Annotated in this window: 27 protein-coding genes and 3 pseudogenes; 15 read left to right on the forward strand and 15 right to left on the reverse strand. The window is 57.8% G+C overall.

What is annotated here, in order from left to right; genetic code table 11:
- Positions 1–51 precede the first annotated feature (51 nt).
- The 3 genes and pseudogenes from ACTG36_RS05530 to ACTG36_RS05540 all read right to left on the reverse strand — a co-directional run.
- Positions 52–327: pseudogene (locus tag ACTG36_RS05530) on the reverse strand (gamma-glutamylcyclotransferase family protein); the annotation flags it as partial.
- Positions 328–343: 16 nt separating this feature from the next.
- Positions 344–2,866: an ABC transporter permease gene (locus ACTG36_RS05535; protein WP_375279787.1), complete on the reverse strand. Its 2,523-nt coding sequence runs from the start codon at positions 2,864–2,866 to the stop codon at positions 344–346.
- Positions 2,863–3,549: an ABC transporter ATP-binding protein gene (locus ACTG36_RS05540; protein ID WP_375279788.1), complete on the reverse strand. Its 687-nt coding sequence runs from the start codon at positions 3,547–3,549 to the stop codon at positions 2,863–2,865. The genes ACTG36_RS05535 and ACTG36_RS05540 overlap by 4 nt, the downstream gene beginning before the upstream one ends.
- Positions 3,550–3,589: 40 nt before the next feature.
- On the opposite strand from ACTG36_RS05540, the gene ACTG36_RS05545 reads away from it, so the two are divergent.
- Genes ACTG36_RS05545 through ACTG36_RS05555 form a run of 3 tightly spaced genes read left to right on the forward strand, consistent with a single transcriptional unit; the run spans position 3,590 to position 5,071 of the window.
- Entirely contained in the window at positions 3,590–4,222 is a 633-nt protein-coding gene (locus ACTG36_RS05545) for an arylesterase (protein WP_439141656.1), read from the forward strand.
- Positions 4,223–4,234: 12 nt separating this feature from the next.
- On the forward strand, positions 4,235–4,837 hold the full coding sequence (locus ACTG36_RS05550) for an SOS response-associated peptidase (protein ID WP_375279790.1): 603 nt from the start codon (positions 4,235–4,237) through the stop codon (positions 4,835–4,837).
- 30 nt (positions 4,838–4,867) lie between these two features.
- On the forward strand, positions 4,868–5,071 hold the full coding sequence (locus tag ACTG36_RS05555; RefSeq protein ID WP_375279791.1) for a dodecin family protein: 204 nt from the start codon (positions 4,868–4,870) through the stop codon (positions 5,069–5,071).
- Between the two features lie 63 nt (positions 5,072–5,134).
- Here ACTG36_RS05555 and ACTG36_RS05560 read toward each other — a convergent pair whose 3' ends face one another.
- Complete coding sequence (locus ACTG36_RS05560; RefSeq protein WP_296419422.1) at positions 5,135–5,344, reverse strand: cold-shock protein; 210 nt, start codon at positions 5,342–5,344, stop codon at positions 5,135–5,137.
- 290 nt (positions 5,345–5,634) lie between these two features.
- On the opposite strand from ACTG36_RS05560, the gene ACTG36_RS05565 reads away from it, so the two are divergent.
- A complete protein-coding gene (locus tag ACTG36_RS05565) occupies positions 5,635–5,886 on the forward strand; it encodes a hypothetical protein (protein WP_375279792.1) in 252 nt (83 codons plus the stop codon).
- 75 nt (positions 5,887–5,961) lie between these two features.
- Here ACTG36_RS05565 and ACTG36_RS05570 read toward each other — a convergent pair whose 3' ends face one another.
- Entirely contained in the window at positions 5,962–6,168 is a 207-nt protein-coding gene (locus tag ACTG36_RS05570) for a cold-shock protein (protein WP_015496137.1), read from the reverse strand.
- A 266-nt stretch (positions 6,169–6,434) separates the two neighbouring features.
- Between ACTG36_RS05570 and ACTG36_RS05575 the strand changes: the two genes are divergently transcribed.
- Positions 6,435–6,956: an alkylphosphonate utilization protein gene (locus tag ACTG36_RS05575; protein ID WP_375279793.1), complete on the forward strand. Its 522-nt coding sequence runs from the start codon at positions 6,435–6,437 to the stop codon at positions 6,954–6,956.
- 29 nt (positions 6,957–6,985) lie between these two features.
- Here ACTG36_RS05575 and ettA read toward each other — a convergent pair whose 3' ends face one another.
- Together ettA and ACTG36_RS05585 are read right to left on the reverse strand one after the other, a co-directional pair.
- A complete protein-coding gene (gene ettA / locus ACTG36_RS05580; RefSeq protein WP_439141661.1) occupies positions 6,986–8,641 on the reverse strand; it encodes an energy-dependent translational throttle protein EttA in 1,656 nt (551 codons plus the stop codon).
- Positions 8,642–8,735: 94 nt separating this feature from the next.
- Positions 8,736–10,508 carry a putative bifunctional diguanylate cyclase/phosphodiesterase gene (locus ACTG36_RS05585; RefSeq protein WP_439141663.1) on the reverse strand — a complete coding sequence of 591 codons (1,773 nt, stop codon included), beginning with the start codon at positions 10,506–10,508 and terminating at the stop codon, positions 8,736–8,738.
- A gap of 235 nt (positions 10,509–10,743) precedes the next feature.
- Between ACTG36_RS05585 and ACTG36_RS05590 the strand changes: the two genes are divergently transcribed.
- Positions 10,744–11,379, forward strand: a complete 636-nt coding sequence (locus tag ACTG36_RS05590; protein WP_439141665.1) for a nicotinate-nucleotide adenylyltransferase — start codon at positions 10,744–10,746, stop codon at positions 11,377–11,379.
- A gap of 9 nt (positions 11,380–11,388) precedes the next feature.
- On the forward strand, positions 11,389–12,945 hold the full coding sequence (gene dacB / locus ACTG36_RS05595) for a D-alanyl-D-alanine carboxypeptidase/D-alanyl-D-alanine endopeptidase (RefSeq protein WP_375279797.1): 1,557 nt from the start codon (positions 11,389–11,391) through the stop codon (positions 12,943–12,945).
- Here the strand turns inward: dacB and ACTG36_RS05600 are convergent.
- Entirely contained in the window at positions 12,942–13,361 is a 420-nt protein-coding gene (locus tag ACTG36_RS05600; protein WP_296419403.1) for a tellurite resistance TerB family protein, read from the reverse strand. The two genes, dacB and ACTG36_RS05600, sit on opposite strands and share 4 nt — an antisense overlap.
- 112 nt (positions 13,362–13,473) lie before the next feature.
- Here ACTG36_RS05600 and ACTG36_RS05605 point away from each other — a divergent pair, with 112 nt between their 5' ends.
- From ACTG36_RS05605 to ACTG36_RS05615, 3 genes are all read left to right on the forward strand, one after another.
- Complete coding sequence (locus tag ACTG36_RS05605; RefSeq protein WP_375279799.1) at positions 13,474–15,111, forward strand: lysine--tRNA ligase; 1,638 nt, start codon at positions 13,474–13,476, stop codon at positions 15,109–15,111.
- A 69-nt stretch (positions 15,112–15,180) separates the two neighbouring features.
- A complete protein-coding gene (locus ACTG36_RS05610) occupies positions 15,181–15,579 on the forward strand; it encodes a DUF4864 domain-containing protein (RefSeq protein ID WP_375279800.1) in 399 nt (132 codons plus the stop codon).
- Between the two features lie 148 nt (positions 15,580–15,727).
- Complete coding sequence (locus tag ACTG36_RS05615; protein WP_375279801.1) at positions 15,728–18,016, forward strand: glycosyl hydrolase family 28-related protein; 2,289 nt, start codon at positions 15,728–15,730, stop codon at positions 18,014–18,016.
- 35 nt (positions 18,017–18,051) lie between these two features.
- On the opposite strand, the gene ACTG36_RS05620 is transcribed toward ACTG36_RS05615, so the two are convergent.
- Together ACTG36_RS05620 and ACTG36_RS05625 are read right to left on the reverse strand one after the other, a co-directional pair.
- A complete protein-coding gene (locus tag ACTG36_RS05620; protein WP_375279802.1) occupies positions 18,052–18,528 on the reverse strand; it encodes a HugZ family protein in 477 nt (158 codons plus the stop codon).
- Between the two features lie 4 nt (positions 18,529–18,532).
- Entirely contained in the window at positions 18,533–19,027 is a 495-nt protein-coding gene (locus ACTG36_RS05625; protein WP_375279803.1) for an excinuclease ABC subunit B, read from the reverse strand.
- Here ACTG36_RS05625 and ACTG36_RS05630 point away from each other — a divergent pair.
- Positions 19,026–19,352 (forward strand): rhodanese-like domain-containing protein, encoded by a 327-nt coding sequence (locus ACTG36_RS05630; protein ID WP_375279804.1) that lies wholly within the window; start codon positions 19,026–19,028, stop codon positions 19,350–19,352. The genes ACTG36_RS05625 and ACTG36_RS05630 overlap by 2 nt on opposite strands.
- A gap of 58 nt (positions 19,353–19,410) precedes the next feature.
- Here ACTG36_RS05630 and ACTG36_RS05635 read toward each other — a convergent pair whose 3' ends face one another.
- From ACTG36_RS05635 to ACTG36_RS05650, 4 genes are all read right to left on the reverse strand, one after another.
- A complete protein-coding gene (locus ACTG36_RS05635) occupies positions 19,411–19,596 on the reverse strand; it encodes a PLDc N-terminal domain-containing protein (RefSeq protein WP_439141669.1) in 186 nt (61 codons plus the stop codon).
- Positions 19,597–19,823: 227 nt separating this feature from the next.
- Positions 19,824–20,372 carry a hypothetical protein gene (locus ACTG36_RS05640; protein ID WP_375279806.1) on the reverse strand — a complete coding sequence of 183 codons (549 nt, stop codon included), beginning with the start codon at positions 20,370–20,372 and terminating at the stop codon, positions 19,824–19,826.
- Between the two features lie 49 nt (positions 20,373–20,421).
- Positions 20,422–22,626, reverse strand: coding sequence for an excinuclease ABC subunit UvrB (gene uvrB / locus ACTG36_RS05645; protein WP_375279807.1), 2,205 nt, complete (start codon positions 22,624–22,626; stop codon positions 20,422–20,424).
- Between the two features lie 99 nt (positions 22,627–22,725).
- Entirely contained in the window at positions 22,726–23,634 is a 909-nt protein-coding gene (locus tag ACTG36_RS05650) for a class I SAM-dependent methyltransferase (protein ID WP_375279808.1), read from the reverse strand.
- Between the two features lie 192 nt (positions 23,635–23,826).
- On the opposite strand from ACTG36_RS05650, the gene ACTG36_RS05655 reads away from it, so the two are divergent.
- The 4 genes and pseudogenes from ACTG36_RS05655 (at position 23,827) to ACTG36_RS05670 (ending at position 25,521) form a co-directional block, all read left to right on the forward strand.
- Positions 23,827–24,138, forward strand: coding sequence for an ETC complex I subunit (locus tag ACTG36_RS05655; RefSeq protein WP_375279809.1), 312 nt, complete (start codon positions 23,827–23,829; stop codon positions 24,136–24,138).
- Positions 24,139–24,199: 61 nt separating this feature from the next.
- Positions 24,200–24,616 (forward strand): annotated as a pseudogene (locus ACTG36_RS05660) (ATP-binding cassette domain-containing protein); the annotation flags it as partial.
- A gap of 26 nt (positions 24,617–24,642) precedes the next feature.
- A pseudogene (locus ACTG36_RS05665) lies at positions 24,643–25,007 on the forward strand (ABC transporter permease); the annotation flags it as partial.
- Between the two features lie 52 nt (positions 25,008–25,059).
- Positions 25,060–25,521 carry an aspartate/glutamate racemase family protein gene (locus ACTG36_RS05670; protein ID WP_375279810.1) on the forward strand — a complete coding sequence of 154 codons (462 nt, stop codon included), beginning with the start codon at positions 25,060–25,062 and terminating at the stop codon, positions 25,519–25,521.
- 72 nt (positions 25,522–25,593) lie between these two features.
- On the opposite strand, the gene cynS is transcribed toward ACTG36_RS05670, so the two are convergent.
- Entirely contained in the window at positions 25,594–26,043 is a 450-nt protein-coding gene (gene cynS / locus ACTG36_RS05675; protein ID WP_375279811.1) for a cyanase, read from the reverse strand.

Raw genomic sequence — 26,043 nt, forward strand, 5'->3', positions numbered from 1 at the left:
AATGGGATGACCGGTTGAGGCCGGGGCCGTGTGGTCCGGGTTTGCCTGATAGACAGCTGTCGGGCCATCAAACTGCGCCGTCACGTCTCGGCGCAGATAGGCATGTTCGCGCAGGTCCAAGGCCGCCCAATCATTGTCCGGCACCTGCGCTGTGATCCCGTGCAACGTCGTGTCATGCGGTTCGACAGACAGAAACGCCACGGGGCGCGCTTTGGCCTGACACCAGACGCGCCGCCACCCGGTGAGGGTTGCGGGGCGTGGATCGGGGTAGTGGTGCGTCGCCAGATTGACGAGCGAGCCGTAGCCAAAGAAGCGCGGGTGGGTCATGCCGTGTTCTGCGTGATCATTCGCGGGCGCGCAAGACGCGAGCGGGTTTCGCAGCTAAAGGCCCCCACGCAAAGGCGAGGCCTGCGATCATCGTGGCGGCCATGCCGCCTAGGATGATGACACTGGCGGAAGACCAGATGGGGGTAAACTCCGTCTCCATGATATAGGTGCTGACCGCCCAGCCACCGGCGATCCCGGCGGTCAGGGCCACCAGACCGGCGGCAAGCCCCAGCAGGGCTGCGCGCAAGGCGAAGCTGCGCAATATAGACGCGCGGCTGGCCCCAAGGGTTTTGAGCACCGCAGATTCGAAGGTTCGCGCACGTGTCCCTGCCGCCGCCGCCCCGATGAGGACCAGAAATCCTGTCACCAAAGTCGCCAAAGCGCCGTAGCGGGTGGCGGCAGCGATGCCACCCAGCAGGTCGACCACCTGGTCGATCGCATCGCGGACGCGGATCGCGGTGATGTTTGGGTAGGCCGTGGCAAGGTCGCGCAGGATCGCGGCCTCGGCCTGCGGTTCGGAATAGACGGTGCTGATCCAGCTGTGGGGCGCGCCTTGCAGGGCTGTGGGGTTCATCGACATGATGAAACCTATCCCTGCGTCTTCAAACGACACTTCGCGGAAGGATGCGATGGTCGCGGTGATGTCGCGGCCAAGGATGTTGGTGGTGATTGTGTCCCCGATTTGCAGACCCATTTCCATGGCTTCTTCCGCTGCGAAGCTGACAAGCGGCGGGCCTGCGTAATCTTCGGGCCACCATTCGCCTTCGGTGATCACGGTGCCTTCGGCAGGCTGCGCAGAGTAGGTCACGCCGCGGTCGCCTTGCAGGACCCAATGATCCGCGACCTCACGTGCAGGGGTGCCGTTGATTTGGGTGATGATGCCCCGCAGCATGGGGGCGGCCTCATACCCGGACACTTGGCTGTCGCTGTCGAGCCGGTCGCGGAAGCCGTCGATCTGGTCGGGCTGGATGTCGACGAAGAAATAGCTGGGCGCGACCTCGGGCAGGTCATTGGCGATGGCGTTGCGCAAGTTGCCGTCGATCTGGCCGACGGCGGCCAGCACCGCAAGGCCAAGACCAAGGGACAGTACGACCGAGGTTGTTTCCCCGCCGCGCGCGCCGATGGCGCCCAAGGCGAACCGCAGGGTAGGACGGCCACGGGACAGGCGCCTGAACTTGCGTGCGGTGAAACGGGCGAACGCAGCGGCGAGCAGCAAAAGCGCCAGTGCAAAGAGGATGCCACCGGCGGTCCACAGCGTCAGAAATGCCGTGCCAGAAAAAGCAATCGCCGTGCCAATCAGAACCGCAAACAAGAGGATCGTCGCAAAGATGTAGCGGTTCGCGGGCAAGGCTTTCCCAGCACCGAAAGCGTCGCGAAAGAGGGTCGCGGCCTTGATATCCTCGGTACGGGCCAAGGGCCAAAGGGTGAAAATCAAAGCTGCGAGGAGGCCGTAGATCGCGGCCTCCATCAAGGGGGCGGGATGCAGGGTGAATTCTGTCGGGATCGGCAGGCGGGCCTCGATGATGGGTGCGAAGGCCAGTGGGATGGCAGACCCAAGGACGATGCCGATCGCGATCCCAGCGAGGGTCAACACGCCAATTTGCAGAAAATACGTCAAAAAGATCGTGCGGCGGGTGGCGCCTAGGGTCTTGAGGGTCGCGATGACGGCGGTTTTGCCCTGCAGGTAGGACCGCACAGCGGCGGAGACACCCACGCCGCCCACCGCAAGGCCGGACAGCCCCACAAGGATCAGGAACGCGCCAATGCGGTCGACGAACCTCGACACGCCGGGCGCGCCCGCGCGGGCATCCTGCCAACGCAGGCCACTGTCTCGGAACTTCGCTTCGGCTTCGGCTTCCAAAGTGGCAAGGTCGGTGTTTTCGGGCAAATCAAGGCGGTAGGCGCTGTCCATCAGCGTGCCTTCGGCCAGCAAACCCGCATTGGCCAGATCGTCCAACAGGACCAGTGATCGTGGGCCAAGGCCGAACCCGCCGCCGGAGTTGTCAGGGTAGCTGACGAGGATCGCGGAGAGGACGAATGTTTGATCCCCCAGCTTGAACTTGTCGCCGGGGGAGAGCGCCAACCGGTCGGCCAAGACCCGTTCCATGACCCCGCCCGGAAACGTCCCGTCGCCGGCAAAGGCCTGCGCCAAAGGCATCGGCGGTTCGAGGTTCACCGCACCGATCAGGGGGTAGAGGTCGTCAACGGCCTGCACTTGGGTCAGGCCGCGTTCGACTGTGTCGCGGTCTACCACGACCATGGACCGGAAGTCCGTCGTCTCAGACACGCGAGTGGCGATGCTGTTCATCCAGTGGCGTTCGACGTCGTTTGCAAACCGGTAGGTGAAGCGCACGACCGCATCCCCGCCAAGGAGCGATGCGCCTTCAGCCTCTAATCCGGCCTGAATGGAGGCGCGCACGGTGCCGACAGCGGCGATGGCCGCCACGCCCAAGGCAAGGCAGGCCAGAAAGATACGAAACCCGTGCAGGCCGCCGCGCAATTCGCGTTTGGCAAAAGTCCAAGCCAGCGACAGGGTCATTCGGCGGCCTTTAATGTGGTGTCGATACGCCCGTCGCGCAAACGCAGGACGTGATCACAGCGCGCCGCCAGTTCGTTGGAGTGGGTGACCATGATCAAGGTCGCCCCGTGCCGGTCGCGCAGACCAAAGAGCATGTCGATAATCGCGGCACCGTTTGTTTCATCCAGATTGCCCGTGGGTTCATCGGCCAGCAGCAGCTTCGGGCGGGTGACGGAAGCGCGGGCCAGCGCCACGCGCTGTTGTTCGCCCCCCGACATTTGGGCCGGATAATGATCGGTCCGGTGGGCAAGGCCCACGGCCTCAAGCTCGGCCTCGGCACGGGCGAAGGCATCACGCACACCGGCCAGTTCCAACGGGGTTGCTACGTTTTCCAGCGCGGTCATTGTGGGAATAAGGTGGAAGGATTGAAACACCACACCCATATTATCCCTACGAAAGCGCGCCAGATCGTCCTCACCCATGGCGGTGATGTCTGTTCCAAGTGCCAGAATTTGCCCCGACGTGGCGGTTTCCAACCCGCCCATCAACATCAGGAGAGACGATTTGCCCGACCCGCTTGGCCCGACCAGCCCCAAGGTATCCCCCTGTTTCACCGTCAACGATATGTCATGGAGGATATCCACCTGTCCCGCATTGCCCGAAAGCGATAGCGAAACATCGGTAAGGGTAAGGGCGTCTGTCATATCGCGGGCCTTTGAACGGGTCGGTTCAGTTTCATGTAAGATGATACGCGCCTGTCGCAACCTCGGATTTGCGATCATGTTGGGCGCAGGGGCAGTACAGGCGGAAACGGTGACCATTGCGGCCTTGGGCGACAGCCTGACGCAGGGCTATGGCTTGGCCCAAGAGGACGGGTTTGTGCCGCAGCTTGAGGCATGGTTGCGGGCGCAAGGGGCCGACGTTGAGGTCATCAATGCAGGCGTGTCGGGGGACACGACCGCAGGCGGTCTGAGCCGCGTGGCTTGGACGCTGACGCCAGACGTGGACGCGATGATCGTGGCGCTGGGCGGCAACGACCTGTTGCGCGGGATCGATCCGGCCAACAGCCGCGCCAATCTGGATGGCATTCTGGCGGCAGGCGAAGACGCAGGCGTTGAAATGCTTTTGGTCGGCATGGAAGCACCGCTGAACTACGGGGCGACCTTTAAGGCGCAGTTTGACGGGATGTATTCTGACCTGGCTGAGGCCTGTGACGTGACCCTGTATCGGACGTTCTTTGACGGTTTGCTTGAGGATGGGGATATGGGGGCCGCGCGGGCGCGCTATATGCAGCCCGATGGCATCCACCCGAACCCTGAAGGTGTTGCGCGAATTGTCGAAGCTATGGGCCCCTCTGTACTGGCGTTGGTTGAATAAATGCCTGGCCGGATGTTTCTGACGTCCACACCGGATGAGGTGTCTGCCTATGCAGGGGGCATGATCCCCGATGTGCCGTCACGGCAGAACATCGCGCCGGGTGAAGAGGTTTTGACGCTCACCGCGGAGGGACCGCGCATGATGCGGTGGGGGATGATCCCCGTGGGGCGCAAAAATGCCCGTGGCCGACCGGTGATGGAGACGATCATCAACGCACGCGGCGAAACGGTATTCGACAAATCCGCGTTTGAGGGCGTGGAACGTGCGATTGTTCCGATCAATGGCTGGTATGAATGGACGGGGGAGCGGCGCAAAAAGACCGCTTGGCGGCTGACCCCCGCCGGTGGGGGTGTCGTGGGCGTTGCCGCGATTTTTGATGTTTGGGCAGGGCCGGGCGGTGTTCAGGTGCCGCAGGTGGCAACGATCACCTGTGAGCCCAACGCAGAGGTTCGCAAAATTCACCACAGGATGGGTGTCATTTTGACGGCAGATCAGGTGTCGACGTGGCTCACGGGGGATGAGGGGGACGCGTCTTCCCTTGTGCAACCTTTGGCGGATGGCGGTGTTCAGATCGTGAAGGTGACGGATATCGACTTAACCAAACCGGACCGTTAATCTTTCGAACACACAAAAAGGGAGCGTCAAATGTCTGTCGCAAAAGTCACTGAAATCATCTCATCCTCAAACAAATCCTTCGACGATGCCGTCGAAAACGGGATTGAACGGGCCTCCAAGACCCTCAAGGGCATCACCAGCGCTTGGGTTGCGGACCAGAAGGTCACCGTCAAGGATGGCAAGGTGGATGAGTACCGTGTGGTCATGAAAGTGACCTTCGTTCTCAACGACTAAATCCAAACAAAACGGGCGCGCAGATTGCACTGCGCGCCCGTCTGAAAGTTCGGGGTGCGTGACTTAGTCCGCCAAAGCCAGATTGATGGCGCTTTCGCGGCCATCGCGGCCTGCCTCAATGTCAAAAGTCACCTTTTGATTGTCCGCAAGACCCGTCAGACCTGACCGTTCGACCGCAGAGATATGGACGAAAACGTCCTTTGATCCGCCCTCAGGCGCGATGAAGCCGTAGCCTTTTGTGGTGTTGAACCATTTCACGGTGCCGTTAGCCATACCGTTGTTCTCCTTGTCTTTTTCCCGCTCGCAGCATGCAGCGGCGTGGCGCGTCAGTGCAAGATCGAGAGACTGGGCCGTAAGAGGAGCAGTATGGATCGTGTATAACGTTGCCCCACAAACATGGAACTGGACCCCTTTCAAATCAAGAAAAAACAGGCTGCTGCTGTTTTGGGCAGGCTGCAGCTTATGGGTGCAAATGGTCATTTGGAGGGAAGGTTGGCGCGGGTTTCCCCTGCAGTGAGACCCCAGTCATCCCTATATTAGAATCAATGGAAAAGGGGATATTGATGTTTAAATTCATGTTTGGTCGGGGCGCGGGGAAGTCTGCCGCTGAAACGCAGCGACAAACTGTTGAACGCGCCGTGGAAGAATTGAACAGCGTTCTGGCCGGGATGGCGGACAAGGCGGTGGTTGGGGTTGACCTCAACTCTGGCTTGTTGACCGTTACGCTGCCGGAACAGATGCCGGATGAGGCCCTCGCGCTGCCAGCGCCTGAGGCCGACGAAGATACACAGGTTGAGGAAAAGGCGGCGGCCTGATCCACAATCGTGTTTGCATGAAAAAGGGGCGGCTCCGATAGGAACCGCCCCTTTTTTGTCTGTCAGGCAGATGCCTTATGCGAGAGCGAGGTTCACTGCGCTTTCGCGGCCGTCGCGCCCAGCTTCGACGTCGAACGTCACTTTCTGGTCGTCTGCGAGGCCTGTGAGGCCGGAACGCTCAACTGCGGAGATGTGGACGAAAACGTCCTTGCCACCAGTTTCAGGAGCGATAAAGCCGAAGCCTTTTGTGGTGTTGAACCATTTGACGGTGCCGTTGGCCATGTCATGTTTTCCTTTTCAAGGGGCTGCCCGCGGAGTGCGACAGCTGTGGCTTGGTCAGTGCTAGGTCGAAGAACTGTAAGCCGATAAAGGAAGACAGGGGTCGATATAGGGTAACGTCTGCAAGACGGCATATGGGGCAGGCGGGGGTGTTTGGCAAGGGTCAACGGTGCCGTTCACGTAAATGAGCGCATTCGCGCCGGGGTTGTGCCGGCTTGCGCCTGCGCGCGCTTGGGTGTCAAAGGGACGCGAAATCAAAGTGGTATGCGATGCGTTGGGATGAATTGATGGATCGCGCAGGCGGTGTGGGCGAATTTTGCGGGGGTACGGCGGAATTGGCCAGCGTCGATGTTCCGCACGAAGATCAGGTTTTACTGTGTTCGGTTTGTCGCAGCGATGCCCCTCCTGCGGCCCATTGGCGGTGTCTGGAAGGGGCGGCTTGGTCACAGGAACCATCCGTCCAGATCGCCGTTTGGCGCAAGCTGGGTGACATCGACGAGATGTGGGCGCGGGATACCCGCGAGGCCATGATGATGGAGCCCGATGTCATGGCGCGCGCGAAGGCAGACGCTTTGGTCGTGGAACATTTCGACAGCTATGGGATGCGGTTGGACCATGGGGACACGGTTGTCTTGGTCAAAGACCTGCCCGTGAAGGGTGCGGGTTTCACGGCCAAGCGGGGCACGGCGGTGCGGAACATATCGCTCGACCCAGACAATGCAGCGCATATCGAGGGCAAGGTCGAAGGCCAGCGGATCGTGATTTTGACGGAGTTTGTGAAGCGGAAGTAAAAAGGGCGGCCCGAAGACCGCCCCCTAAATTAACGCGCGAATTTCTTGTGTTTCATGCGCTTGGGCTCCATCGCGTCGGCCCCCAGACGGCGTTTCTTGTCTTCTTCATAGTCCTCGAAGTTGCCTTGGAACCATTCGACGTGGGCTTCGCCTTCGAATGCCAAGATATGCGTGCAAATCCGGTCGAGGAAGAAACGGTCGTGGGAAATGACGACGGCGCAGCCTGCGAAATCCACGAGAGCGTCTTCGAGGGCGCGCAGTGTTTCGACATCAAGATCGTTGGTTGGTTCATCAAGCAACAGGACGTTTCCGCCTGATTTCAAAAGCTTCGCCATGTGAACACGGTTGCGTTCACCGCCCGAAAGGATGCCGACTTTCTTTTGCTGATCGCCGCCTTTGAAGTTGAAAGCGGAGCAATAGGCACGGGAATTCATCTGCGCGTCCCCCAGCTGGATAACCTCCCCGCCGGAGGAAATTTCCTCCCACACGGTGGCGTTCGCGTCCAGCGCGTCGCGCGATTGGTCCACATAGCTGAGTTCGACCGTATCGCCGTAGCTGACCGACCCGCTGTCTGGTTCGATCTGGCCCGTCAGCATGCCAAAAAGCGTGGATTTACCCGCGCCGTTGGGGCCAATCACGCCGACAATGCCGCCCGGCGGCAGATCAAAGCTGAGGTTTTCAACCAAAAGTTTGTCGCCCATCGCCTTCGAAAGGTTTTCAACCTCGATCACCTTGTCACCAAGACGTGGCCCATTGGGGATAATGATCTGGGCGCGGCCCATTTTTTCGCGTTCGGATTGATTGGCGAGTTCGTTGTAGGCACTGATACGGGCCTTGGATTTGGCTTGGCGGGCTTTGGCGCCTTGGCGCATCCATTCCAGTTCGCGTTCCAGCGTGCGCTGCTTGGACTTGTCTTCCTTGGCTTCACGTTCGAGACGTTTTGCTTTGGCTTCTAGCCAGCTGGAATAATTGCCTTCGTGTGGAATGCCCGACCCGCGATCCAGCTCCAATATCCAGCCTGTGATCGCATCAAGGAAATAGCGATCGTGGGTCACGATCAAAATTGTGCCTTTATAATCAATAAGGTGCTGTTGCAGCCACGCAATAGTTTCTGCGTCAAGGTGGTTGGTCGGTTCGTCGAGGAGCAGCATGTCAGGCGCGTCCAGAAGCAGCTGACACAAGGCCACGCGGCGCTTTTCACCACCTGACAGCGTGGTCACATCGGCATCATCGGGCGGGCAGCGCAAGGCCTCCATCGAGACATCGATCTGTGCATCCAGATCCCACAGGTTTTGACTGTCGATTTCATCCTGCAATTTCGCCATTTCGTCGGCGGTTTCGTCAGAATAATTCATGGCAAGTTCGTTGTAGCGATCAAGGATCGCCTTTTTATCTGCCACACCCAACATGACGTTTTCGCGGACCGTCAGGTTCGGGTCGAGTTCGGGTTCCTGCGGCAGGTAACCGACCCGCGCACCTTCTGCGGCCCAAGCGTCCCCCTGAAAGTCTTTGTCCTGACCGGCCATGATGCGCATCAAGGTCGATTTACCGGTGCCGTTGACGCCGACAACACCGATTTTCACGCCGGGAAGGAAATTGAGGCGGATGTTTTCGAATACTTTTTTACCGCCGGGGTAGGTCTTGGACACTCCGTCCATGAAGTAGACATATTGATAGGCTGCCATGGGTCAAATCCTGCATGTAAAACGGGTTTTGTCCGTGCATACGCAAGGGCGGGTAGGGGTGCAAGGATGTGCGGACACCGGTGCCACCGAAGGTTCAGGAAATTGCGGCGTGAGGAACCTGTTCATGGGTCAACCATGTGACGATATCGCCGCTGGGGATAGGGCGGGAAATCCAGTAGCCTTGGATCAGGCTGCAGCCCATGTCTTGAAGGGTCCTCGCCGTGGTTTCGTCTTCGACACCTTCTGCAATGACTGCGATGGACAGATCATTGCACAACTCGATCGCCTTTCGGACAATTTTGAAACTGACATCATCGGTCAAAATGCAGCTGACAAGGCTGCGGTCGATTTTGACACCGGACAGATCGAGGGTCGCAAGGTGGGAAAGGCCCGCATATCCCACCCCGAAATCGTCGAGGAAGACCTGAAATCCGGCTTGTTTCAGATCCCGGATGATCGCGCCTTGGGACGAGGTTTCGGCGGTATCGCCAAAGTTGTTGGTTTCCAAGACTTCGATTGTGATGTGGTTTCGATCCAGATTGCTGGCTTCGACAGCCCAGATCAGCCGGTTGATGAAGTCCGGGTGGGCCAGCAGCTCCGGCGAGGCATTAAACGAAATGCGCAGGTCACCAAAACCGGATCGGGCGAGGGATGCTTTCTTTTCCAACGCGGTCATCATCGAAATCATGTCAAGTTCGCCCAGCAATCCAATGTCTTCGATAATCGGCAGGAACTCTGCCGGTGAATACACGCGGCCGGTGTCTGGATGGATCCAGCGGGCGAGGGTTTCAAACCCGATCACTTTGTCATTCCAAAGGTTCTTGACCGGCTGAAATGAGAAGTCGAAGGTCCCAGTATCAATGGCCTCTGCCAGTTCTGAGGCGAGGCGGGTCTCATGGGCGTGACGGTCGTGTAAAGAGGCGTCGTAGAGTTCAATACATCCACGGCCCGATCTTTTGGCTTCATACAAAGCGAAGTCAGCCTTAATCAAAAGATCTTCCGCGTCGGTATTGCCAGCCTCACATTGTGCGGCGCCGATACTTGCCTCTGCGATCAGGCTTCGGTCGGACCACGTGAATGGATTGGCCAATGCGCCTAACAAGCGTTGGCCGACCGCCCCGAGGTATTCAAGGTCCGCGCTGTCGCAGCATACGACCACGAATTCGTCACCGCCGATACGGGCCACCATATCGCTTTTGCGCAACCTAGATTTGATCGTCTGTGCGGTGTGCCGCAAGACCGCATCGCCGGCTGAATGCCCGTGCGTGTCGTTGATCATTTTGAAATTATCAAGATCAACATGGAGGAGGCCCACTGTGCCGTCAGGATTGTTTCGAAGGGCTGCCTTGATAAAGTTGAGGAAGGCACCGCGATTGGGGACGCCAGTCAGATTGCCGTGGGTTGCTTCATGTTCCAAGCGCGCGGTCAGGTCTTCGAGGTATATTTCTCTTTCAACTTGTTGAGTGACATCGCGGCATACGAGGACCGCATAGTCCTCCCCACCGGCGCCGGTGCGAAAAGCAACGCTCAACTGGCTCCAGAACAGGTTTCCGTCGCTCCGTTTGTTGCGGAAAAGTTGGAGGCTTTTTAAACGGCTATCGGTCGGGTCGTATGTGAAGGCGTCGATTTCGGCTTGTGAGGGCTGTTCGTCGTCGGGAAAGGCGAACTCCATCGGATTGCGTCCGATGATGTCCGATTTTTCGACCCTCATGATGTCGCAATAGGCGTCGTTGCACCAAATGATCCGCCCCTTGAGATCCTGCAGTAATATCCCGTCAGAGGTGTTTTCAACAGACAGCCGATAGTGTTCGAGGTCTTTGAGAATGGCGGTTGTGCGGTCTTGAACGGAAGCTAACCGTTGGCGCAATCGGTTGTTTTGCGTCGACAACCTCCAGGCCAACTGGCCAAAAACCAGCATGGCCACACATGCAACGCCAAAAATGATACTCGTACTTGTCAAAGCAGCTGGTCCAGTCGTGATAACGGACCATAGGCGCCAAGTTGCTGATCAAGTGTTAAAGCGCGCGATTATTTTGATAGGAATTGACATTATTTCAGCAGAAGCTGATTTGCGTTTGGAGCGATGTGATGAGGGGATGAAGATGCTGCGGTGTGAAGGGCCTTTCGCCCGACCGGGCCAGAAGATCGGGCTGTTGGGGGGGTCGTTTGATCCTGCCCATGACGGACATGTTCATATCACGCGCGCGGCGCTTACGCGGTTTGGTCTGGATCGTGTCTGGTGGCTTGTGAGCCCAGGCAACCCCCTGAAAAAGCGTGGGCCTGCGCCGATGCACGACAGGCTGATCGCGGCGCGCGCGGCGATGCAACATCCCCGCGTGGAGGTCACAGATATAGAGGCCAGACTTGGCATGCGCTACACCGCGCAAACCATCGCGGCTTTGCAAGACCGCTACGTCGGCGTAAGGTTTGTGTGGCTTATGGGGGCGGACAATCTGGCACAGTTTCACCTTTGGCAGGATTGGCAGACCATTATGGCGCGGGTGCCGGTCGGGGTTTTGGCGCGGCCGGGTGACCGGATATCGGCACGGATGTCGAAAGCCGCCCGTATGTACCCAGAGGCGCGGCTGATGGGGCGTCAAGCGGCTCTTTTGGGCGACATGGAGGCCCCTGCGTGGTCCTTTGTTAACCTTCCGATGAACCAATCGTCATCGACCGCGATCAGAAATGCAGGGGGTTGGGGCGCTGGGGCTGTTGTTGACCGGCAGCCGCCGCGTTAGGGGTTAACTATGTCTCGCGTTTTATCCCGTCGTGCCGTTTTGAGTGGCCTTATGTCCGGTGTGGCCAGCCTTGCCGCTGCACAAGCACCGCTTTCGTCCTTGCGGCCCTTGGCCCGCACCCCGCAGGAGGCGGCAGCACCCGACGTCAGCCTGATCCCGCGGATCGCGCCGCGGGTGCGCGCCAGCATCGAAGAGGTGATTGCTGAGGCTGATCTTGGTGGCACGGTGGGATGTGTTCTGGCGGACGCGAAAACCGGCGAGATTTTGGAAAGCACAGAGGCCGACGTGCCTGTCCCGCCAGCCTCCGTCACGAAATCTGTCACAGCCCTTTATGCACTAGAGGCACTGGGTGGGGCGCATCGGTTTATCACGCGTTTATTTGCGGTTGGCCCCGTTGAGGGCGGAATTTTGCGTGGTGATTTGATTTTGGCAGGGGGCGGTGACCCGACCCTGTCGGCAGATCATCTGGCCGAATTGGCCGCTGATCTGGCCGAAGCCGGTGTGACGCGCGTGGAGGGGCGTTTTCTGTGTTACCGCGGTGCGCTGCCCTATGCCGAAGAGATCGAGCCGTCCCAGTTGGACTACCTAGGCTACAATCCGGCGGTGTCTGGTCTGAACCTGAATTACAACCGCGTCCATTTTGAATGGCGGCGGGTGAACGGGTCTTGGCAGACCACAATGGACGCACGGACAGAGGACCGCGTGCCGCCGGTGTCGATGGCGCGGGTATCGCTGGTGGATCGGCGCACGCCGGTCTTTGATACCACGGCGCCGGATCGCTGGACGGTTGCCCTGTCCGCGCTGGGCAATGGCGGATCGCGGTGGTTGCCGGTGCGCCAGCCGGCGCTTTATGCGGGCGATGTGTTCCAAAGCTTGGCGCGTGACATTGGGATCGATCTGCCCCGCCCCGAGGTTGTCGATGATCTGCCTGACGGGGCTGAGATTGCACGCCATGAAAGCCCGACATTGCGGACGATCCTGAACGAAATGCTCCTGTTTTCGACCAATCTGACGGCGGAGGTCTGCGGCTTGGCGGCGACGCAGGCCAAGTCTGGTCGACCTATGGATATCGTCGCCTCTGCGGCTGAGATGACCCGCTGGTTGGGGGAGACCTATGGCGTGGAATGTGACTTCAAAGATCATTCGGGCCTGAGCGACGAGAACCGGATTTCGGCGCAAGCGATGACAAAAATTCAGCTTGAAGTCGGTGCGGACGGGCCGTTGAAGCCCATTTTGCGGCGGATTGCCATGCGCGATGCGGACAATCGACGCTTGGAGGATTATCCGATAACGGTGCGCGCCAAGACGGGGACCTTGAACTTTGTCAGCGCCCTGTCGGGATATATTGAAACGCCGGACGGGACAGATTTGGTGTTCACGATCTTCACTGCCAACCTTGATCGTCGCGCGCGAGGGAAAGCCACAGGCGATGAAGTGCCGGAGGGATCGATTGCGTGGAACAGACGATCCAAGCGGTTGCAGCAACGTTTGCTGCAACGCTGGGGCCTGATTTATCGCAATACGCCCGCATTGCCGGAACTGGAAGAAGCGGGGTTGACTGATTAAAGCGTCATGTGACGCGCACGGGCACCGCGTTCGATCGCAGCGGCGTGCAGACGGTCGATTGTGAGTTCATAGCGGACTTCTTCCAGCATACGCAGTTCCGACTGGGCGATGTCGCCATCAGCGGCTGCCACGTCACACGCCAACGCATAGGCGGTTTCATGCAGACGTTCTGGCAGAGCGTCGCGGATCAGGCCGAACAGCGCATCAAGGCCGTCTTCTTGGCTGAACAGGTCAAACACCGTTTGCGAAATCGTCGGGACGTGGTCGGCGTCATAGTTCGCAAATACGGGCAGATTGTTGATGATATTGGTGATTTTCACCAATTCGGCTGTCCGGATTTCCTCATCACTGGCGGAAACGGCGATCATGACGGCGCAAAGCGCATCTTGGGCGGTCATGGATGGGGTGTCGGACATTCTCTTGCTCCTTGGCGGTTATGACCCATTTATTGACGCGGATGCTGCACTGCAATAGGTGCTGCGGCGGCTGTGCCAAAGGGGCGCAGTGAATATAGAATGGATGGTTCCGATGACTGCTTTGCGTGATGCTGCGATGACCTCGAAGGCTTGGCCCTTTGAAGAGGCGCGCAAGCTGTTGAAACGGGTGGAGCGGACCGGCAAGGACCATGTGCTGTTTGAGACGGGCTATGGCCCGTCCGGCCTGCCGCACATCGGGACATTCGGTGAGGTTTCGCGCACCACGATGGTGCGCCGCGCGTTTGAGGTGATTTCAGACATTCCCACGCGGTTGATCTGTTTTTCCGACGATTTGGACGGGATGCGCAAAGTGCCGGGCAATGTACCCAATCCCGAACGGCTGCAGCAGTACCTGCAGTTGCCGCTGACGGATGTGCCGGACCCGTTTGATAAATACGAAAGTTTTGGCCATCACAACAACGCCATGTTGCGGCGGTTCTTGGATACCTTTGGGTTCGAGTATGAGTTTATTTCGGCCAAGGAGTACTACGAAACCGGCCAGTTTGATGAGGTCCTGCTGCGGGCTGCCGAACGCTATGATGATGTGATGGCCGTGATGCTGAAGTCGCTTCGTGAGGAACGGCGGGAGACCTATTCGATCTTTCTGCCCAAGCATCCCGAGAGCGGACGGATTATGTATGTGCCAATGAAGCACGTGGATGCCAAAGAAGGCACCGTGACCTTCGATGATGAAACGGGCCGTGAATGGACAGTGCCGGTGACCGGCGGCAATGTGAAGCTGCAATGGAAGCCGGATTTTGGTGCCCGCTGGGCGTCGCTGGGCGTCGATTTTGAGATGTACGGCAAGGACCACAGCACCAACACGCCGATCTACGACCGCATTTGTGAGATTTTGGGCGGCAAGAAGCCCGAACATTTTACGTATGAGCTGTTTTTGGATGACCAAGGCCACAAGATATCTAAGACGTCGGGCAATGGTGTCAGCATTGATGAATGGCTGACTTATGCGTCCACGGAATCGCTGTCCTATTTCATGTACCTCAAGCCGAAGACAGCCAAGCGGATGCATTTTGATGTGATCCCCAAGGCGGTGGACGAATACCACCAACAGCTGCGCGCCTATCCGGCACAGGATGCGGCCCAGCAGGCCAACAATCCGGTGTTCCATATCCATGGGGCTGATGTTCCGATGTCCACGATGGTGGTGCCTTTTGCGATGCTGTTGAACCTCGCCTCCGTCAGTCAGGCGGAAGATAAGGACAAATTGTGGGGTTTTATCCAGCGCTATGCGCCTGATGCGTCGCCTGAGGCAAACCCCGATCTAGATGCGGCGGCAGGCCATGCGGTGCGATACTACAAGGACTTTGTGGAACCCACGAAGGAGTTCCGCGCGCCTGAGGCCCATGAAGTCACCGCCCTGAACGCACTGGCAGAGGCGTTGAAATCCGGTGAGGCCGCCTTGGCGGTCATCGCCGAAAAGAACGCCAAGGAAGGCAAAGACGTGGCCTTGCCGGAGGTCAACTGGGGCGATGATGAGTTCCTGCAGTCCATCGTGTTTGCGGTCGGTAAAGTGCACGGGTTTGACCCGCTGCGCGCATGGTTTAGCACGCTTTATGAAGTGCTGTTGGGCGCAAAACAGGGGCCGCGTTTTGGCGGGTTCATTGCGCTTTATGGTCGAGAGGAAAGCATCGCCTTGATCGAAGCCGGGGCGCGCGGTGAACTGGCCTAACGCGACGAATTGAAACCATATGAAGGTCTGACGCGTATCTGTGATGATGGATACGCGGAGGATCACGATATGAAGGCTTTTGTTTTTGCGCTCGGGCTGGTGCTGGCACCGTTTGCGGCCACGGCCCAAGAGGATGCCATTGAGGACGTGATTACGTCCCAGTTGCAGGCGTTCAATGACCGCGATGTGGCAGAGGCCTGGCAACATGCCAGCCCGATGATCAAGGGCATGTTCGGCACCGCCGACAACTTTGGCATGATGGTGCGCAATGGCTATCCGATGGTCTGGGACAATTCCGCTGTGCGGTTCTTGGACCGCGAAGACATGGGCCGTGTGATGCGCCAAGAGGTGCAAATCCAAGGGCCGGATGGTTTGTTCTATATCCTTGATTATCAAATGATTGAGACGCCAGATGGCTGGCAGATCAATGGTGTGCAGGTCATTCCCGCGCCAGAGATGATGTCCTAAACGTTGCGCAGGCCGCGGGGGCACCGTCACGGTGGCCTCAGACCTCGTTTACTTCGCCCGACTACCCCTTACCGCTGAAGGTCAGCACTACGTGCGGCCGGGGATTTGGGGGCCACATGGCGTGACCCCGGCAAAGAGGGGTTTTGCGATGAACAAGGTTATCACCGACGGTCTGGAACTGATGCCGCCACCGTTTGCCGACGGTCTGGATGTCTGGTCAAGCGGCGATGGAACGCCCGGATCTGACACCTACGCAGGCGCAGGGGGCGGGGCGTTTGTGCCCGCCGATCAAGACTTTGCCGGGGCTTTGGAGATCGTCAAATCCAGCAGCGTGACGAAGCTGCGGTACATGGGCGAGACGACGATTTTGCCCGGCTGCTATTTGCGCGTCACGGCACGTGTCAAATGTCTGTCTGGCGCGCTGCCGGATGTGCGGATCGCGGGTTGGCCAGGGCAGGCGGGGGGCGCCGCTTTGACGGGCGTGACGACGACCGGACCGTCGGTATCGTTGACCGCCTATGGCGAGGTGTTTGAAGTTTCCGCTATCATTGGCACGGGCCAGCGCAACGGGGTGGACATGGTCTGGGCCGATGCGAATTACGGCCATATCGGCCTTGATCTGACAGGCCCCAACGGCGCCGTTGTGCGGATCGACGATATAGAGGTTGAGGACATCACCGGTGCCTTCCTGCGTGACATGCTGGGGATCGTGGATGTGCGTGACTACGGCGCGGTGGGCGACGGGGTCACCGACGATGCTGCAGCCTTTGAGGCCGCCGACCGCGATGCGGGTGGGCGTGAGGTCGTCATCACAGCGGGCACCTATTTTCTGGGCGATCACGTGACCTTCCAAAGTCAGGTCCGGTTTGAAGGCACGGTCGTCATGGGCGAGGAGCATCGCCTGATTTTCCAGAAGAATTTTAACTTTGAGACCTATGCTGATGCCTTCGGCAACGAAGAGACGGCATTCAAAAAAGCGTTTCAGGCGTTGTTGAATTTTTCGGATCATGAATCTCTTGATCTGGGGGGGCGCCGGATCTCTGTCACTGCACCTATCGACATGCAGGCCGCTGTGAACAACCGGACGGAATTTGCCACACGCCGCGCCATTCGAAATGGTCAGCTGGAGGCCACGGGCGGGGCCGCGTGGGAGGATGATGTGGTCGTGGCCCAAGCGACTTATGCCAATGGTGACCCTCTGGTTTTGACAAACGTCGCGAATATTTCGGCGATCCAGCCCGGATCACTGGTGACAGGCAATGGCGTGGGCCGTGAAATCTACGTCACGAAGGTCGATGTCTCGGGCGGACGGATCACGCTCAGCAATCAGTTGTTCGATGCGCAGGGCACGCAGACCTTCACCTTTACGCGTTTCAAATACATTCTTGATTTCAGCGGCTTCGACAAAGTGTCGGACATGATTTTCGACCATCTTGAATTTCGCTGCAACGGGATTGCCAGCGCGATGCTGCTGCCTGAACGTGGCCTGATCCTGCAGTTCCGTGACTGTTGGTTCAACAAGCCCAAGGACCGTGCGGTGACGTCCCATGGGTCCGCCTGTCAGGGCATGATGATCGACCGGTGCAACTTTGAATCCGACGAAAGCAACATCCCGTCACAGAACCGCAAGTCGCTGTGTTTCAATACCAACAAGAATGACGTGAAAATCCGCAACAACCGTGCGGCCCATTTCCGCCACTTCGGTATTCTGAACGGGTCGGGCAACATCATTTCAGGCAACCACTGGTTCAATGGTGATGACGAGGCCGCGGGCGTGCGTTTGGGCGGGTTGGTTCTGACGAACCCAAGCCCCATCACGACGGTGACGGGCAACTACATCGACAACAACTTTGTCGAGTGGACCAACGAACATGACGCAACGCCGGATGTGTCGGGCTATTCCTTCAGCGGCCTGTCGATCACCAACAATATCTTCATGTGTATCGATGCAACGCCAGCCTTCCGTTGGATCGTGATCAAGCCCTATGGGCCGGGTCACTACATCAATGGCCTGAATGTTCAGGGCAACATTTTCCGGACGTTTGGTGTTGATATCGAACGGGTTGAACACGTGGATACGACCTTTGCGACGCTCAACAACGACCGCGCGCGCAATGTGACGTTCACGGGCAATTCTTTCCACGGGATCGAACAGCAGACCCGCAACCCCTACATCGACGTGCATGTTCAAAGCACGGAAGATGAAACTTGGGTTGTTGATACCGCAGGTTACTTGCCATTTGGCGGTGAGGCCCGTGTCATTGATCAGGTGGTGCCTGTCTATGCGGTTCGGAATGCAGCCAATTCGGTGGTTTTTGCCAATCCCTACACCTCACAGGAACAAGGTGCCGACGACACGCAGTTCTATGTGGTCTGGCCCGAGCCGGTGCGTGGGCAGGTGCGGTTTTCGGTTCGGATGGATAATCCAGCGGACTAAAATCCCTATTGGATCATATCAACACTGGGGGCGCTTTATGCGTCCCCTTCGTGTTTTAGGTCATCGGTGGTCAATTGATAGGCCTTGCCAAACCCACCGTTCAAATTTGCGATTTTCGGGACCAACCTCATCATCCGAAAATCAGTGAAGTCGATATAGAGCTTTGATTTTGGGTGTGACATCAGCCACGCGCCCCGCAACTGCGCTTTGTCCGCCATTTGTGCTGTGCACTGAAGCGTCAGACGCGGGTGGGTCAGGGGGTCGCCTTTGGCGTCCGGTCCCGCAATCAAGATCGAACAGTTTGGATCAGCAGTGAGGGCCGCCGTATGTGCCGATAGGTCGGACACCAAAAGGTGCAGCGCGTCGCCGATCCAGGCACAGGCCACGCGGGTCACCAAGGGGCCGCCCAAGGTCGGGTCGATGACGCCCAATGCGCCATGGCGTGCCTCACGTAGCAGCTGCATTGCAAGGGCGCGGGCGTCGTCATCTGTGGGGCGGATCGGGTTGGTCATCGCGCTACGACAAAGCGGGGGCGTCCGCAGGACAATTTCTGAAGGCTTGAACAGCGGCAGCGGCGTTCGAGGTATCAGCGGTGATGAATTGCGCGCCTGTCCCTGCGGCAAGGGCCGTGTTGAATTCGATCCCGTCCAGAACATTGTCAAAGCCGCGATCACGGACCGATAGGGTGGCGCTGTCGCCACTTAGCGCGTGGCGGGTTGTGCCGATGGTGACGGGGATGCCACCCTGAAACGTGATTTCAAACGACGGCGCGTCGTCCCATTCGCCAGACCTCAGGGTGATGAACAGCGCATATTCGGGCAGGGTCACATCATATGTGATGGCGATTTCAGCCGTGTCCGCCTGATGGGTCAACGTGCAAATCGGATCGGGCGAAAATTCCCACGCGAGGGCGGGAAGCGGCAGACAGGACATGATCAAAGCGATGCGCATGAAGTTGATGTAGCAGCTTGGTTGGTTTTGGCTAGTGTTGTGCCAAAGGAGACCTGTCATGCCCCACCCCAATGCAGATGCTATTCCCCGGATTTCGTACGAAGAGGCGCAAGACCTGCACGGTCGCGATGGCGTTGTGTTTCTTGACGTGCGCGAACCAGCAGAGGTCGCGGCGGGCAAGATTGCGGGGGCTGTAGCGATCCCCCTTGGTGAGGTCGCCGCGCGAGTAGATGAGGTCGCGGGCGCGCAAACCGTTGTCGTTTATTGTGCCGCCGGAGCGCGGGCTGCTACCGCTGGAGGCCTATTGCGCGAGGCGGGTCTGGCCGATGTCAGAAACGCCGGTGGTTTTCGCGATTGGGCAGAGGCCGACGGCGCGGTTGACTAATTTTGCGACAGCCCCGCGTGATTTCGGCGGGGCTGTCTGCGTCACGTTTGCGGCGTATTTAGGCCACTGCGGCTGACCCGCGTGGACCTGCAAAGAACCAGATAATCAAGCCAACGACGGGCAGGATCAGGATCAGCAGAGTCCAAAGGACTTTGCCCCCTGTCGACGCACCGGACCCGATGACTTGAACGATAGCGTAGATGTTTGCGATCAGGATCAGAAGACCCAGAATTCCATATTCCATTTTCTCTCTCCAGTTTGTGGATGTCTGGGGAAAGAACCAGCATGGGGGGTGGAATGTTCCACGAATTATTTGCCGCGAAGCTGACGGAAAGCACAGGCGGATGACATTTTCCGCATTTGTCCTTTGATTGGTTTTCGTACCGGAAAGGATCAAACGGATTTGATAATGCCTAAGTTCACCCAGCTTATGAGTAATTCGCCTCTGCCTCCGATTGGCGAGGCAACGACTTAAATTGGGACACCGGCAACGTGGACTACATCCCAAGATTTGCATGAGCGTCTCTCATCATGCGCCGTGTCACGATCGCACCATTCAACATCAATTATTTCTGGCTCAACAATTTGCGAAAACCTGAAGTCGACCTCGATCTCATCGAAGGGGGCTGCCCAGACATTGCCATGTGCCGTAAGCGTTTGTTCGTTGCCCTCTTCACCGAATACGATGACCTCAAGTTGCAAGAATGTAATGAGATAGTCGCTGTGCGTATTTTTGATTTTGCCGCTAAAAAACACGCCTTCCACACCGCGAGACATAGGGGCGCCTTGCCCCTCAGGATAGGTCTGTCGGGACAAATCAATAGCATGTTTCGACGCACATATTGTCCTCGCTTCTATCGGTGAAAAGCCCGAGTAGCTTCGTTCCAAGCACGCTGTCAGTCCACTAAGGGTATTTGCTGATAAAAATTCAGTAATTGAATTCACATTTTTTGAAAGACCAAATGCGGCACCTGAAAAAAATGCAACCAAAACAAAAGATATAGTTTTTATTTGGATCATTCTGAGTAGGTACAGGTCGCTTCCACATACACGCAAGTTGTATTTGCGTTTACCCGCCCCGCTTTTTGCGTGGTTTGACGCCACCCCTTTGTCCGGGGCGCCCTGCGGTGGACCGGCCGGTCATTTTATTCGCTTCTGAGACCGCTTTGTCCACGGCCTGTTGCCGCGCCAAGGGATCGTCGCTGACCACCAGATCCACGGTTTCAAGGCGCTTGACCTCATCTCGCAGGCGCGCGGCCTCTTCGAATTCGAGGTTTTCGGCGGCCTTGCGCATGTCATTGCGCAACCCTTCGAGGACGGTTTGCATATTGGCGCCGGGCTTTTCGACTTGGGCCGTAACGCGGTTCATGTCGACGTCGCCTTTGTAAAGGCCCGCCAAAATATCCTCGACGTTCTTTTTGACCGTCGCCGGGGTGATGCCGTGTTCTTCGTTGTAGGAGATCTGTTTGGCGCGGCGGCGTTCGGTTTCGCCCATGGCCCGTTCCATGGATCCGGTCACCTTGTCGGCGTACATGATCACGCGACCTTCGGCATTTCGCGCAGCGCGTCCGATGGTTTGAATGAGCGAGGTTTCAGACCGCAAGAAGCCTTCTTTATCGGCGTCCAGGATGGCCACCAGCCCACATTCGGGGATGTCCAATCCTTCGCGTAAAAGGTTGATGCCGATCAGCACATCGAACGCGCCCAGCCGCAAATCGCGCAGGATTTCGATGCGTTCGATGGTGTCGATGTCCGAGTGCATGTAGCGCACGCGGATGCCGTTTTCGTGCAGATATTCCGTCAGATCCTCGGCCATGCGTTTGGTCAACGTGGTGACCAAGGTGCGGAAGCCGTCTTGGGACACTTTGCGGATTTCATCCATCACGTCATCGACCTGCGTTTCCACAGGGCGGATTTCGATGACCGGATCCAGAAGACCGGTGGGGCGGATGATCTGTTCGGTGAAGACGCCACCGGTTTGATCCAATTCCCATGCGGCGGGGGTGGCAGACACAAAGACCGATTGGGGACGCATTGCGTCCCATTCCTCAAACTTGAGGGGGCGGTTGTCCATACAACTGGGCAGGCGGAACCCGTGTTCGGCCAGGGTGAACTTGCGTCGGTAGTCGCCTTTGTACATGCCGCCGATCTGCGGCACGGAAACGTGGGATTCATCTGCGAAAACAATGGCGTGGTCGGGGATGAATTCGAACAGGGTGGGGGGCGGTTCACCCGGTGCGCGCCCTGTCAGATAACGCGAATAGTTTTCAATCCCGTTGCAGACGCCTGTCGCTTCCAACATCTCAAGGTCGAAATTCGTGCGCTGTTCCAGACGTTGTGCTTCAAGCAATTTGCCTTCGTTCACCAGTTGATCCAGCCGCATCCGCAGTTCTTTTTTGATTCCGATGACGGCCTGCTGCATCGTGGGTTTTGGCGTCACGTAGTGGGAATTCGCATAGATGCGGACCTTGTCCATCGTGCGCACTTTTTCACCCGTCAGGGGGTCAAATTCGGTAATGGTTTCAAGCTCTTCCCCGAAAAACGACAGCCTCCACGCGCGGTCATCCAAGTGGGCGGGCCAGACCTCAAGGCTGTCCCCGCGCACACGGAAAGTGCCGCGCTGAAAAGCGTGGTCGTTGCGGCGGTACTGCTGTGCAATCAGATCGGCGATGATCTGGCGCTGGTCGTAGTCATTGCCCGCGTGGATGTCTTGGGTCATGGCGCCGTAGGTTTCCACCGACCCGATACCGTAAATACACGACACCGACGCCACGATGATCACATCGTCGCGTTCCAACAGCGCCCGTGTCGCGGAGTGACGCATCCGGTCGATCTGTTCGTTGATCTGGCTTTCTTTTTCGATGTAGGTGTCCGACCGCGCCACGTAAGCTTCGGGCTGGTAGTAGTCATAGTAGCTGACGAAGTATTCGACGGCGTTGTCAGGAAAGAAGCCCTTAAATTCACCATAAAGCTGGGCGGCCAGTGTCTTGTTGGGCGCAAGGATGATGGCAGGCCGCTGGGTTTCTTCGATGATCTTGGCCATGGTAAAGGTCTTACCCGTGCCCGTGGCCCCCAACAAAACCTGGTCCTGTTCACCGCTCAGCACGCCTGCGGACAGCTCTTTGATGGCTGTGGGCTGGTCGCCTGCGGGTTCAAATTCTGTGTCGAGCACGAAGGCACGGCCGCCTTCCATCTTTTCGCGGGTGCGCACGTCCTCGGCCGGATTGGCAAGATATGTAGGGGCGTCGGATTTGTCGGTCTGGGCGTAGGGCATGGGGCCTCCTTGAGCCCCTCTATGTGACCTTTGTACCGTATGGATCAAGGGGGGCTGCTGACAGGGTTCTGTCAGCAGCCTTGACCCGCGCCAGTTGGCTTAAGTGGCGATCAGTTTGAAGCCCAGCACTTCGCGGTCGCGCAGAAAGGTTGCCATACAGGTGAAACCATTGGCGTTGTATTCGGCCAGCTCCCTGCGGGCCTTTTCAAAACTTGCCAGATAGCCGGGCTGGATTTTGTATTTGGGATGCGCCTGATTCAGGAGGATGAACACAGATTTGCGTGTGATCCGGCACATTTCATCGACGATATCCATCCAGTGGTCGGGATGGCAGTAATGTTCGATGGCCTGAAAACACATCAGGACGTCATAGCTTTTGTCGTCAAACGGATAGGGCGTCTTGCCGCCGTCAAAGACGTTCATAGGCAAATCGACGCTTTCACAGATGTAGCGGTAGGGCCAATCGTATTGGACGTTATCGCTGATCTCGATCCCGTAGTCGTCCGTTGTGCGCGAAAAGGTATCGTCGTTGAGGGCACGCATGGGCGCTTCGGTCTCTTTGCCCAGACGTTTGTAGCCGGATTTGCCTTGGGAAAAGATGAAGTTGGGGTAGTCGGTGCCCATGACATTGTGCCCGAAGTGACGCGCCACCTCCAACATGCCACCATGCGCGGTGGACAGTTCAAGAACGTCCATAGGTTTGACATTCTTTGCCATCAGTTCAGGCATATAGATACGGGTCCGGTGCCAAGACCGTTTGATGTTGCGCGCACGCTTGATGTATTTTTGCTGAAGTTTTTCGTTCCGCGCGAGGCCGTCTTCGTCCAGTTCGTAATCGGTCAGAAGGCTTTCGGGGATATCGTCATCAAGTGTCGGGCCGATGTCAGCCTGCAACAGCAGATCGCGCATACGTTTGCGATGAACCTTAAAAGGGATGGGTTCAGGCTGACCGGGTTTTTTTGCCTGTGGCGGGGTGGTCTCGGGGGAAAAGTCGACGAAGTCTTTCATGTTTTGCCTGCTCGATTTTGTTGTGTTTTTCCACAAGTGTCTCTCTCTCGGGTTAATCTGGCAAGCGCCAGTGCGTTGCAGTCGTCTTTTGGTGGGGATGTGTTGAGTATTTGACGCAGGCAAAGACGATACCGGTCCTCTTGCAACAGGCCCCAAGATTGTCGATATAGGCCCCAGCCAAGGGAGACCGAAATGCGCGCACGTATCTATCAGCCAGCCAAGACCGCAATGTCCTCAGGGACGGCCAAGACGAGGGTTTGGGTGCTGGAGTTTGCACAAACCACCGCGCGTGAGGTTGATCCTTTGATGGGCTGGACGTCGTCCAGCGACACGCAAACGCAGGTCAAAATGACCTTCGACAGCAAAGAAGCTGCGGTGGATTATGCATCGGCCAATGGCATTGAGGCCGTCGTTCAGGACCCCAAAAAGCGCGGCGCAAACATCCGCAACGGTGGCTACGGTGAAAACTTCGCCACCAACCGTCGGGGTGCTTGGACCCACTGATTGGTGTAAATTGGCGATTACCCTGACGCAGAAAGACTGTGTCACCGGACCGCCAAAGCGCTTGAGCAATCAAGATCTGGAATTGGTGTCAGTAACCAAGCGTCACGGTGCAACGGTTGCGGTTGACGCGATGAACTTCCCACTCAAATCCGACAGCTATACGTGCCGGCTGGGTCCATCCGGTTGCGGCAAATCTTCGACCCTGCGGATGATTGCTGGTCATGAAAGCGTCAGCGACGGATCTTTTGGTCTGGCGGGGCGTGATATTTCCCATTTGCCCGCCGCACAGCGGGGCACGGCGATGATGTTTCAGAACGACGCCCTATTTGCCCATCTCAGGTTCTTCGATAACGTGGCCTTCAGCCTGAAAATGAAAGGTGTCGACACCGCCACGCGCCATCGCGAGGCGCGCGAAATGCTCGCGCCTGTTGACCTGATAGCGCAGGCCGATCGTCTGCCGGATCCGTTGTCAGGGGGGCACTACGTCATCGGGTTCGGCGCAAATTTCCGCAATCGGGGTTGGGTGTGCATTGGTCCCCCCCCAATTTCAGGGCACAACTGACCTGGGCGCTGCCCTTCGGCTTACTGATCCTGTTTGCGGTCTTCAACAGGTTTGACAAACGCTATGAAGACGCCGCGCGCGATCTGGGCGCGACCCCATGGCAAACCCTGCGCCGTGTGGTGCTGCCGATCATCGCGCTGTCCCTGATTGGTGTCGCCTTGTTCGGCTTCACGCTTCGCTATGATGAATGTGCGCGGACCTTGCTGACGGCGGGCCACTTCAACACCCCCCGCTGGAGATTTTCGGGATGACGACGAGTGTGACGTCGCCCGTTTTCTTTGCCCTGGGGACGCTCACCACTGTCTTCTTCGATACAAGGGAAACAGGACGGCGATGCAGCAATCCCGCCCCTGCTTGAATTGGTCAAAAAGGCGGGTAAAGCGGGCGCCAAGGCGATCATCATCGGCTGCTTTGACGACACGGGGCTGATGGCGGCCCGTGAATTGGCGATTTGTCCGGTTTTGGACATTGGCCAGCCCGCGTACCGCGTCGCGTTGCTTTATGGAGGGCAGTTTTCGGTCGTCACCACTTTGGCGGTCTCTTTCCCTATTCTGGCGAAGAATATTCGCGCCTATGGGCCGAACACGAACCTTGTTCGTGTCAGGGCAAGCGGTGTCCCGGTTCATGCCCTTGAAGACGATCGTGACACGGCAATGCGGCAGGTTGTGGACGGAATCCGCCCAGCGTTGCGCGAAGATGATATCGACTGCGTCGTCTTGGGCTGTGCCGGTAGGGTGCATTTTGTAGACGATGCGGATGACGTGCCGACCAAACTGGTGGATGGCGTTCATGCCGCGGCGCATCTGGCATCATTGTTTTGAATTTCCGAAATCTTGGACAAGGCTGGCCGTTACACCCTGCAGGCCGCCCGTGAGGGCGACCTTATTGCGATCCTACCAGCTGTTGTCGCCCAAGAACTTGCCCGACATCTCAACCTTCACGCGGTCACCTTTTGGATGTTCAACGCGAGTGACCGACATGTCGAAATCAATTGCAGACATGATCCCATCACCGAATTTTTCCTGAATGATCGCCTTGAGAGTGGGGCCATAGACGCCAACGATTTCATAAAACCGGTAGATGCAAGGGTCCGTTGGCACCGCCTGTTCCCAGATCTTGGTCGGGCTTTCGGCCAGCACGCTTTCGACTTCTTGCGGCAGGCCCATGGTCTGGACCATCAAAGCGGCTTTATCGGCAGGAAAGGCATTCATGCCCATGGCTGCTGAATGCGTCCAGATCGGGGACATGTCGATCTTTTCGGCAATCTGTTCCCTCGTCAGGCCAGCCTGCTTTTTGGCCGACAGGATCATGGCGCTGACGTCTTCTTTGGTCATCTCAGTCAT

Source organism: Pseudooctadecabacter sp. (genome assembly GCF_965657175.1).
Lineage (GTDB): Bacteria > Pseudomonadota > Alphaproteobacteria > Rhodobacterales > Rhodobacteraceae > Octadecabacter.

What these genes read in the sequence shown, in the direction of transcription:
- ACTG36_RS05545 (WP_439141656.1), top strand. Translation starts at nt 3,590, where the DNA reads ATGATACGCGCCTGTCGCAACCTCGGATTTGCGATCATGTTGGGCGCA.
- uvrB (WP_375279807.1), bottom strand. Translation starts at nt 22,626, where the DNA reads ATGCCCTACGCCCAGACCGACAAATCCGACGCCCCTACATATCTTGCC.
- ACTG36_RS05600 (WP_296419403.1), bottom strand. Translation starts at nt 13,361, where the DNA reads ATGTCCGACACCCCATCCATGACCGCCCAAGATGCGCTTTGCGCCGTC.
- ACTG36_RS05565 (WP_375279792.1), top strand. Translation starts at nt 5,635, where the DNA reads ATGTTTAAATTCATGTTTGGTCGGGGCGCGGGGAAGTCTGCCGCTGAA.
- ACTG36_RS05570 (WP_015496137.1), bottom strand. Translation starts at nt 6,168, where the DNA reads ATGGCCAACGGCACCGTCAAATGGTTCAACACCACAAAAGGCTTCGGC.
- ACTG36_RS05605 (WP_375279799.1), top strand. Translation starts at nt 13,474, where the DNA reads ATGACTGCTTTGCGTGATGCTGCGATGACCTCGAAGGCTTGGCCCTTT.
- ACTG36_RS05575 (WP_375279793.1), top strand. Translation starts at nt 6,435, where the DNA reads ATGCGTTGGGATGAATTGATGGATCGCGCAGGCGGTGTGGGCGAATTT.
- ACTG36_RS05590 (WP_439141665.1), top strand. Translation starts at nt 10,744, where the DNA reads ATGCTGCGGTGTGAAGGGCCTTTCGCCCGACCGGGCCAGAAGATCGGG.
- ACTG36_RS05550 (WP_375279790.1), top strand. Translation starts at nt 4,235, where the DNA reads ATGTTTCTGACGTCCACACCGGATGAGGTGTCTGCCTATGCAGGGGGC.
- cynS (WP_375279811.1), bottom strand. Translation starts at nt 26,043, where the DNA reads ATGACTGAGATGACCAAAGAAGACGTCAGCGCCATGATCCTGTCGGCC.
- ACTG36_RS05615 (WP_375279801.1), top strand. Translation starts at nt 15,728, where the DNA reads ATGAACAAGGTTATCACCGACGGTCTGGAACTGATGCCGCCACCGTTT.
- ACTG36_RS05625 (WP_375279803.1), bottom strand. Translation starts at nt 19,027, where the DNA reads ATGACAGGTCTCCTTTGGCACAACACTAGCCAAAACCAACCAAGCTGC.
- ACTG36_RS05620 (WP_375279802.1), bottom strand. Translation starts at nt 18,528, where the DNA reads ATGACCAACCCGATCCGCCCCACAGATGACGACGCCCGCGCCCTTGCA.
- ACTG36_RS05655 (WP_375279809.1), top strand. Translation starts at nt 23,827, where the DNA reads ATGCGCGCACGTATCTATCAGCCAGCCAAGACCGCAATGTCCTCAGGG.
- ACTG36_RS05640 (WP_375279806.1), bottom strand. Translation starts at nt 20,372, where the DNA reads ATGATCCAAATAAAAACTATATCTTTTGTTTTGGTTGCATTTTTTTCA.
- ettA (WP_439141661.1), bottom strand. Translation starts at nt 8,641, where the DNA reads ATGGCAGCCTATCAATATGTCTACTTCATGGACGGAGTGTCCAAGACC.
- ACTG36_RS05610 (WP_375279800.1), top strand. Translation starts at nt 15,181, where the DNA reads ATGAAGGCTTTTGTTTTTGCGCTCGGGCTGGTGCTGGCACCGTTTGCG.
- ACTG36_RS05630 (WP_375279804.1), top strand. Translation starts at nt 19,026, where the DNA reads ATGCCCCACCCCAATGCAGATGCTATTCCCCGGATTTCGTACGAAGAG.
- ACTG36_RS05650 (WP_375279808.1), bottom strand. Translation starts at nt 23,634, where the DNA reads ATGAAAGACTTCGTCGACTTTTCCCCCGAGACCACCCCGCCACAGGCA.
- ACTG36_RS05555 (WP_375279791.1), top strand. Translation starts at nt 4,868, where the DNA reads ATGTCTGTCGCAAAAGTCACTGAAATCATCTCATCCTCAAACAAATCC.
- ACTG36_RS05540 (WP_375279788.1), bottom strand. Translation starts at nt 3,549, where the DNA reads ATGACAGACGCCCTTACCCTTACCGATGTTTCGCTATCGCTTTCGGGC.
- ACTG36_RS05635 (WP_439141669.1), bottom strand. Translation starts at nt 19,596, where the DNA reads ATGGAATATGGAATTCTGGGTCTTCTGATCCTGATCGCAAACATCTAC.
- dacB (WP_375279797.1), top strand. Translation starts at nt 11,389, where the DNA reads ATGTCTCGCGTTTTATCCCGTCGTGCCGTTTTGAGTGGCCTTATGTCC.
- ACTG36_RS05560 (WP_296419422.1), bottom strand. Translation starts at nt 5,344, where the DNA reads ATGGCTAACGGCACCGTGAAATGGTTCAACACCACAAAAGGCTACGGC.
- ACTG36_RS05535 (WP_375279787.1), bottom strand. Translation starts at nt 2,866, where the DNA reads ATGACCCTGTCGCTGGCTTGGACTTTTGCCAAACGCGAATTGCGCGGC.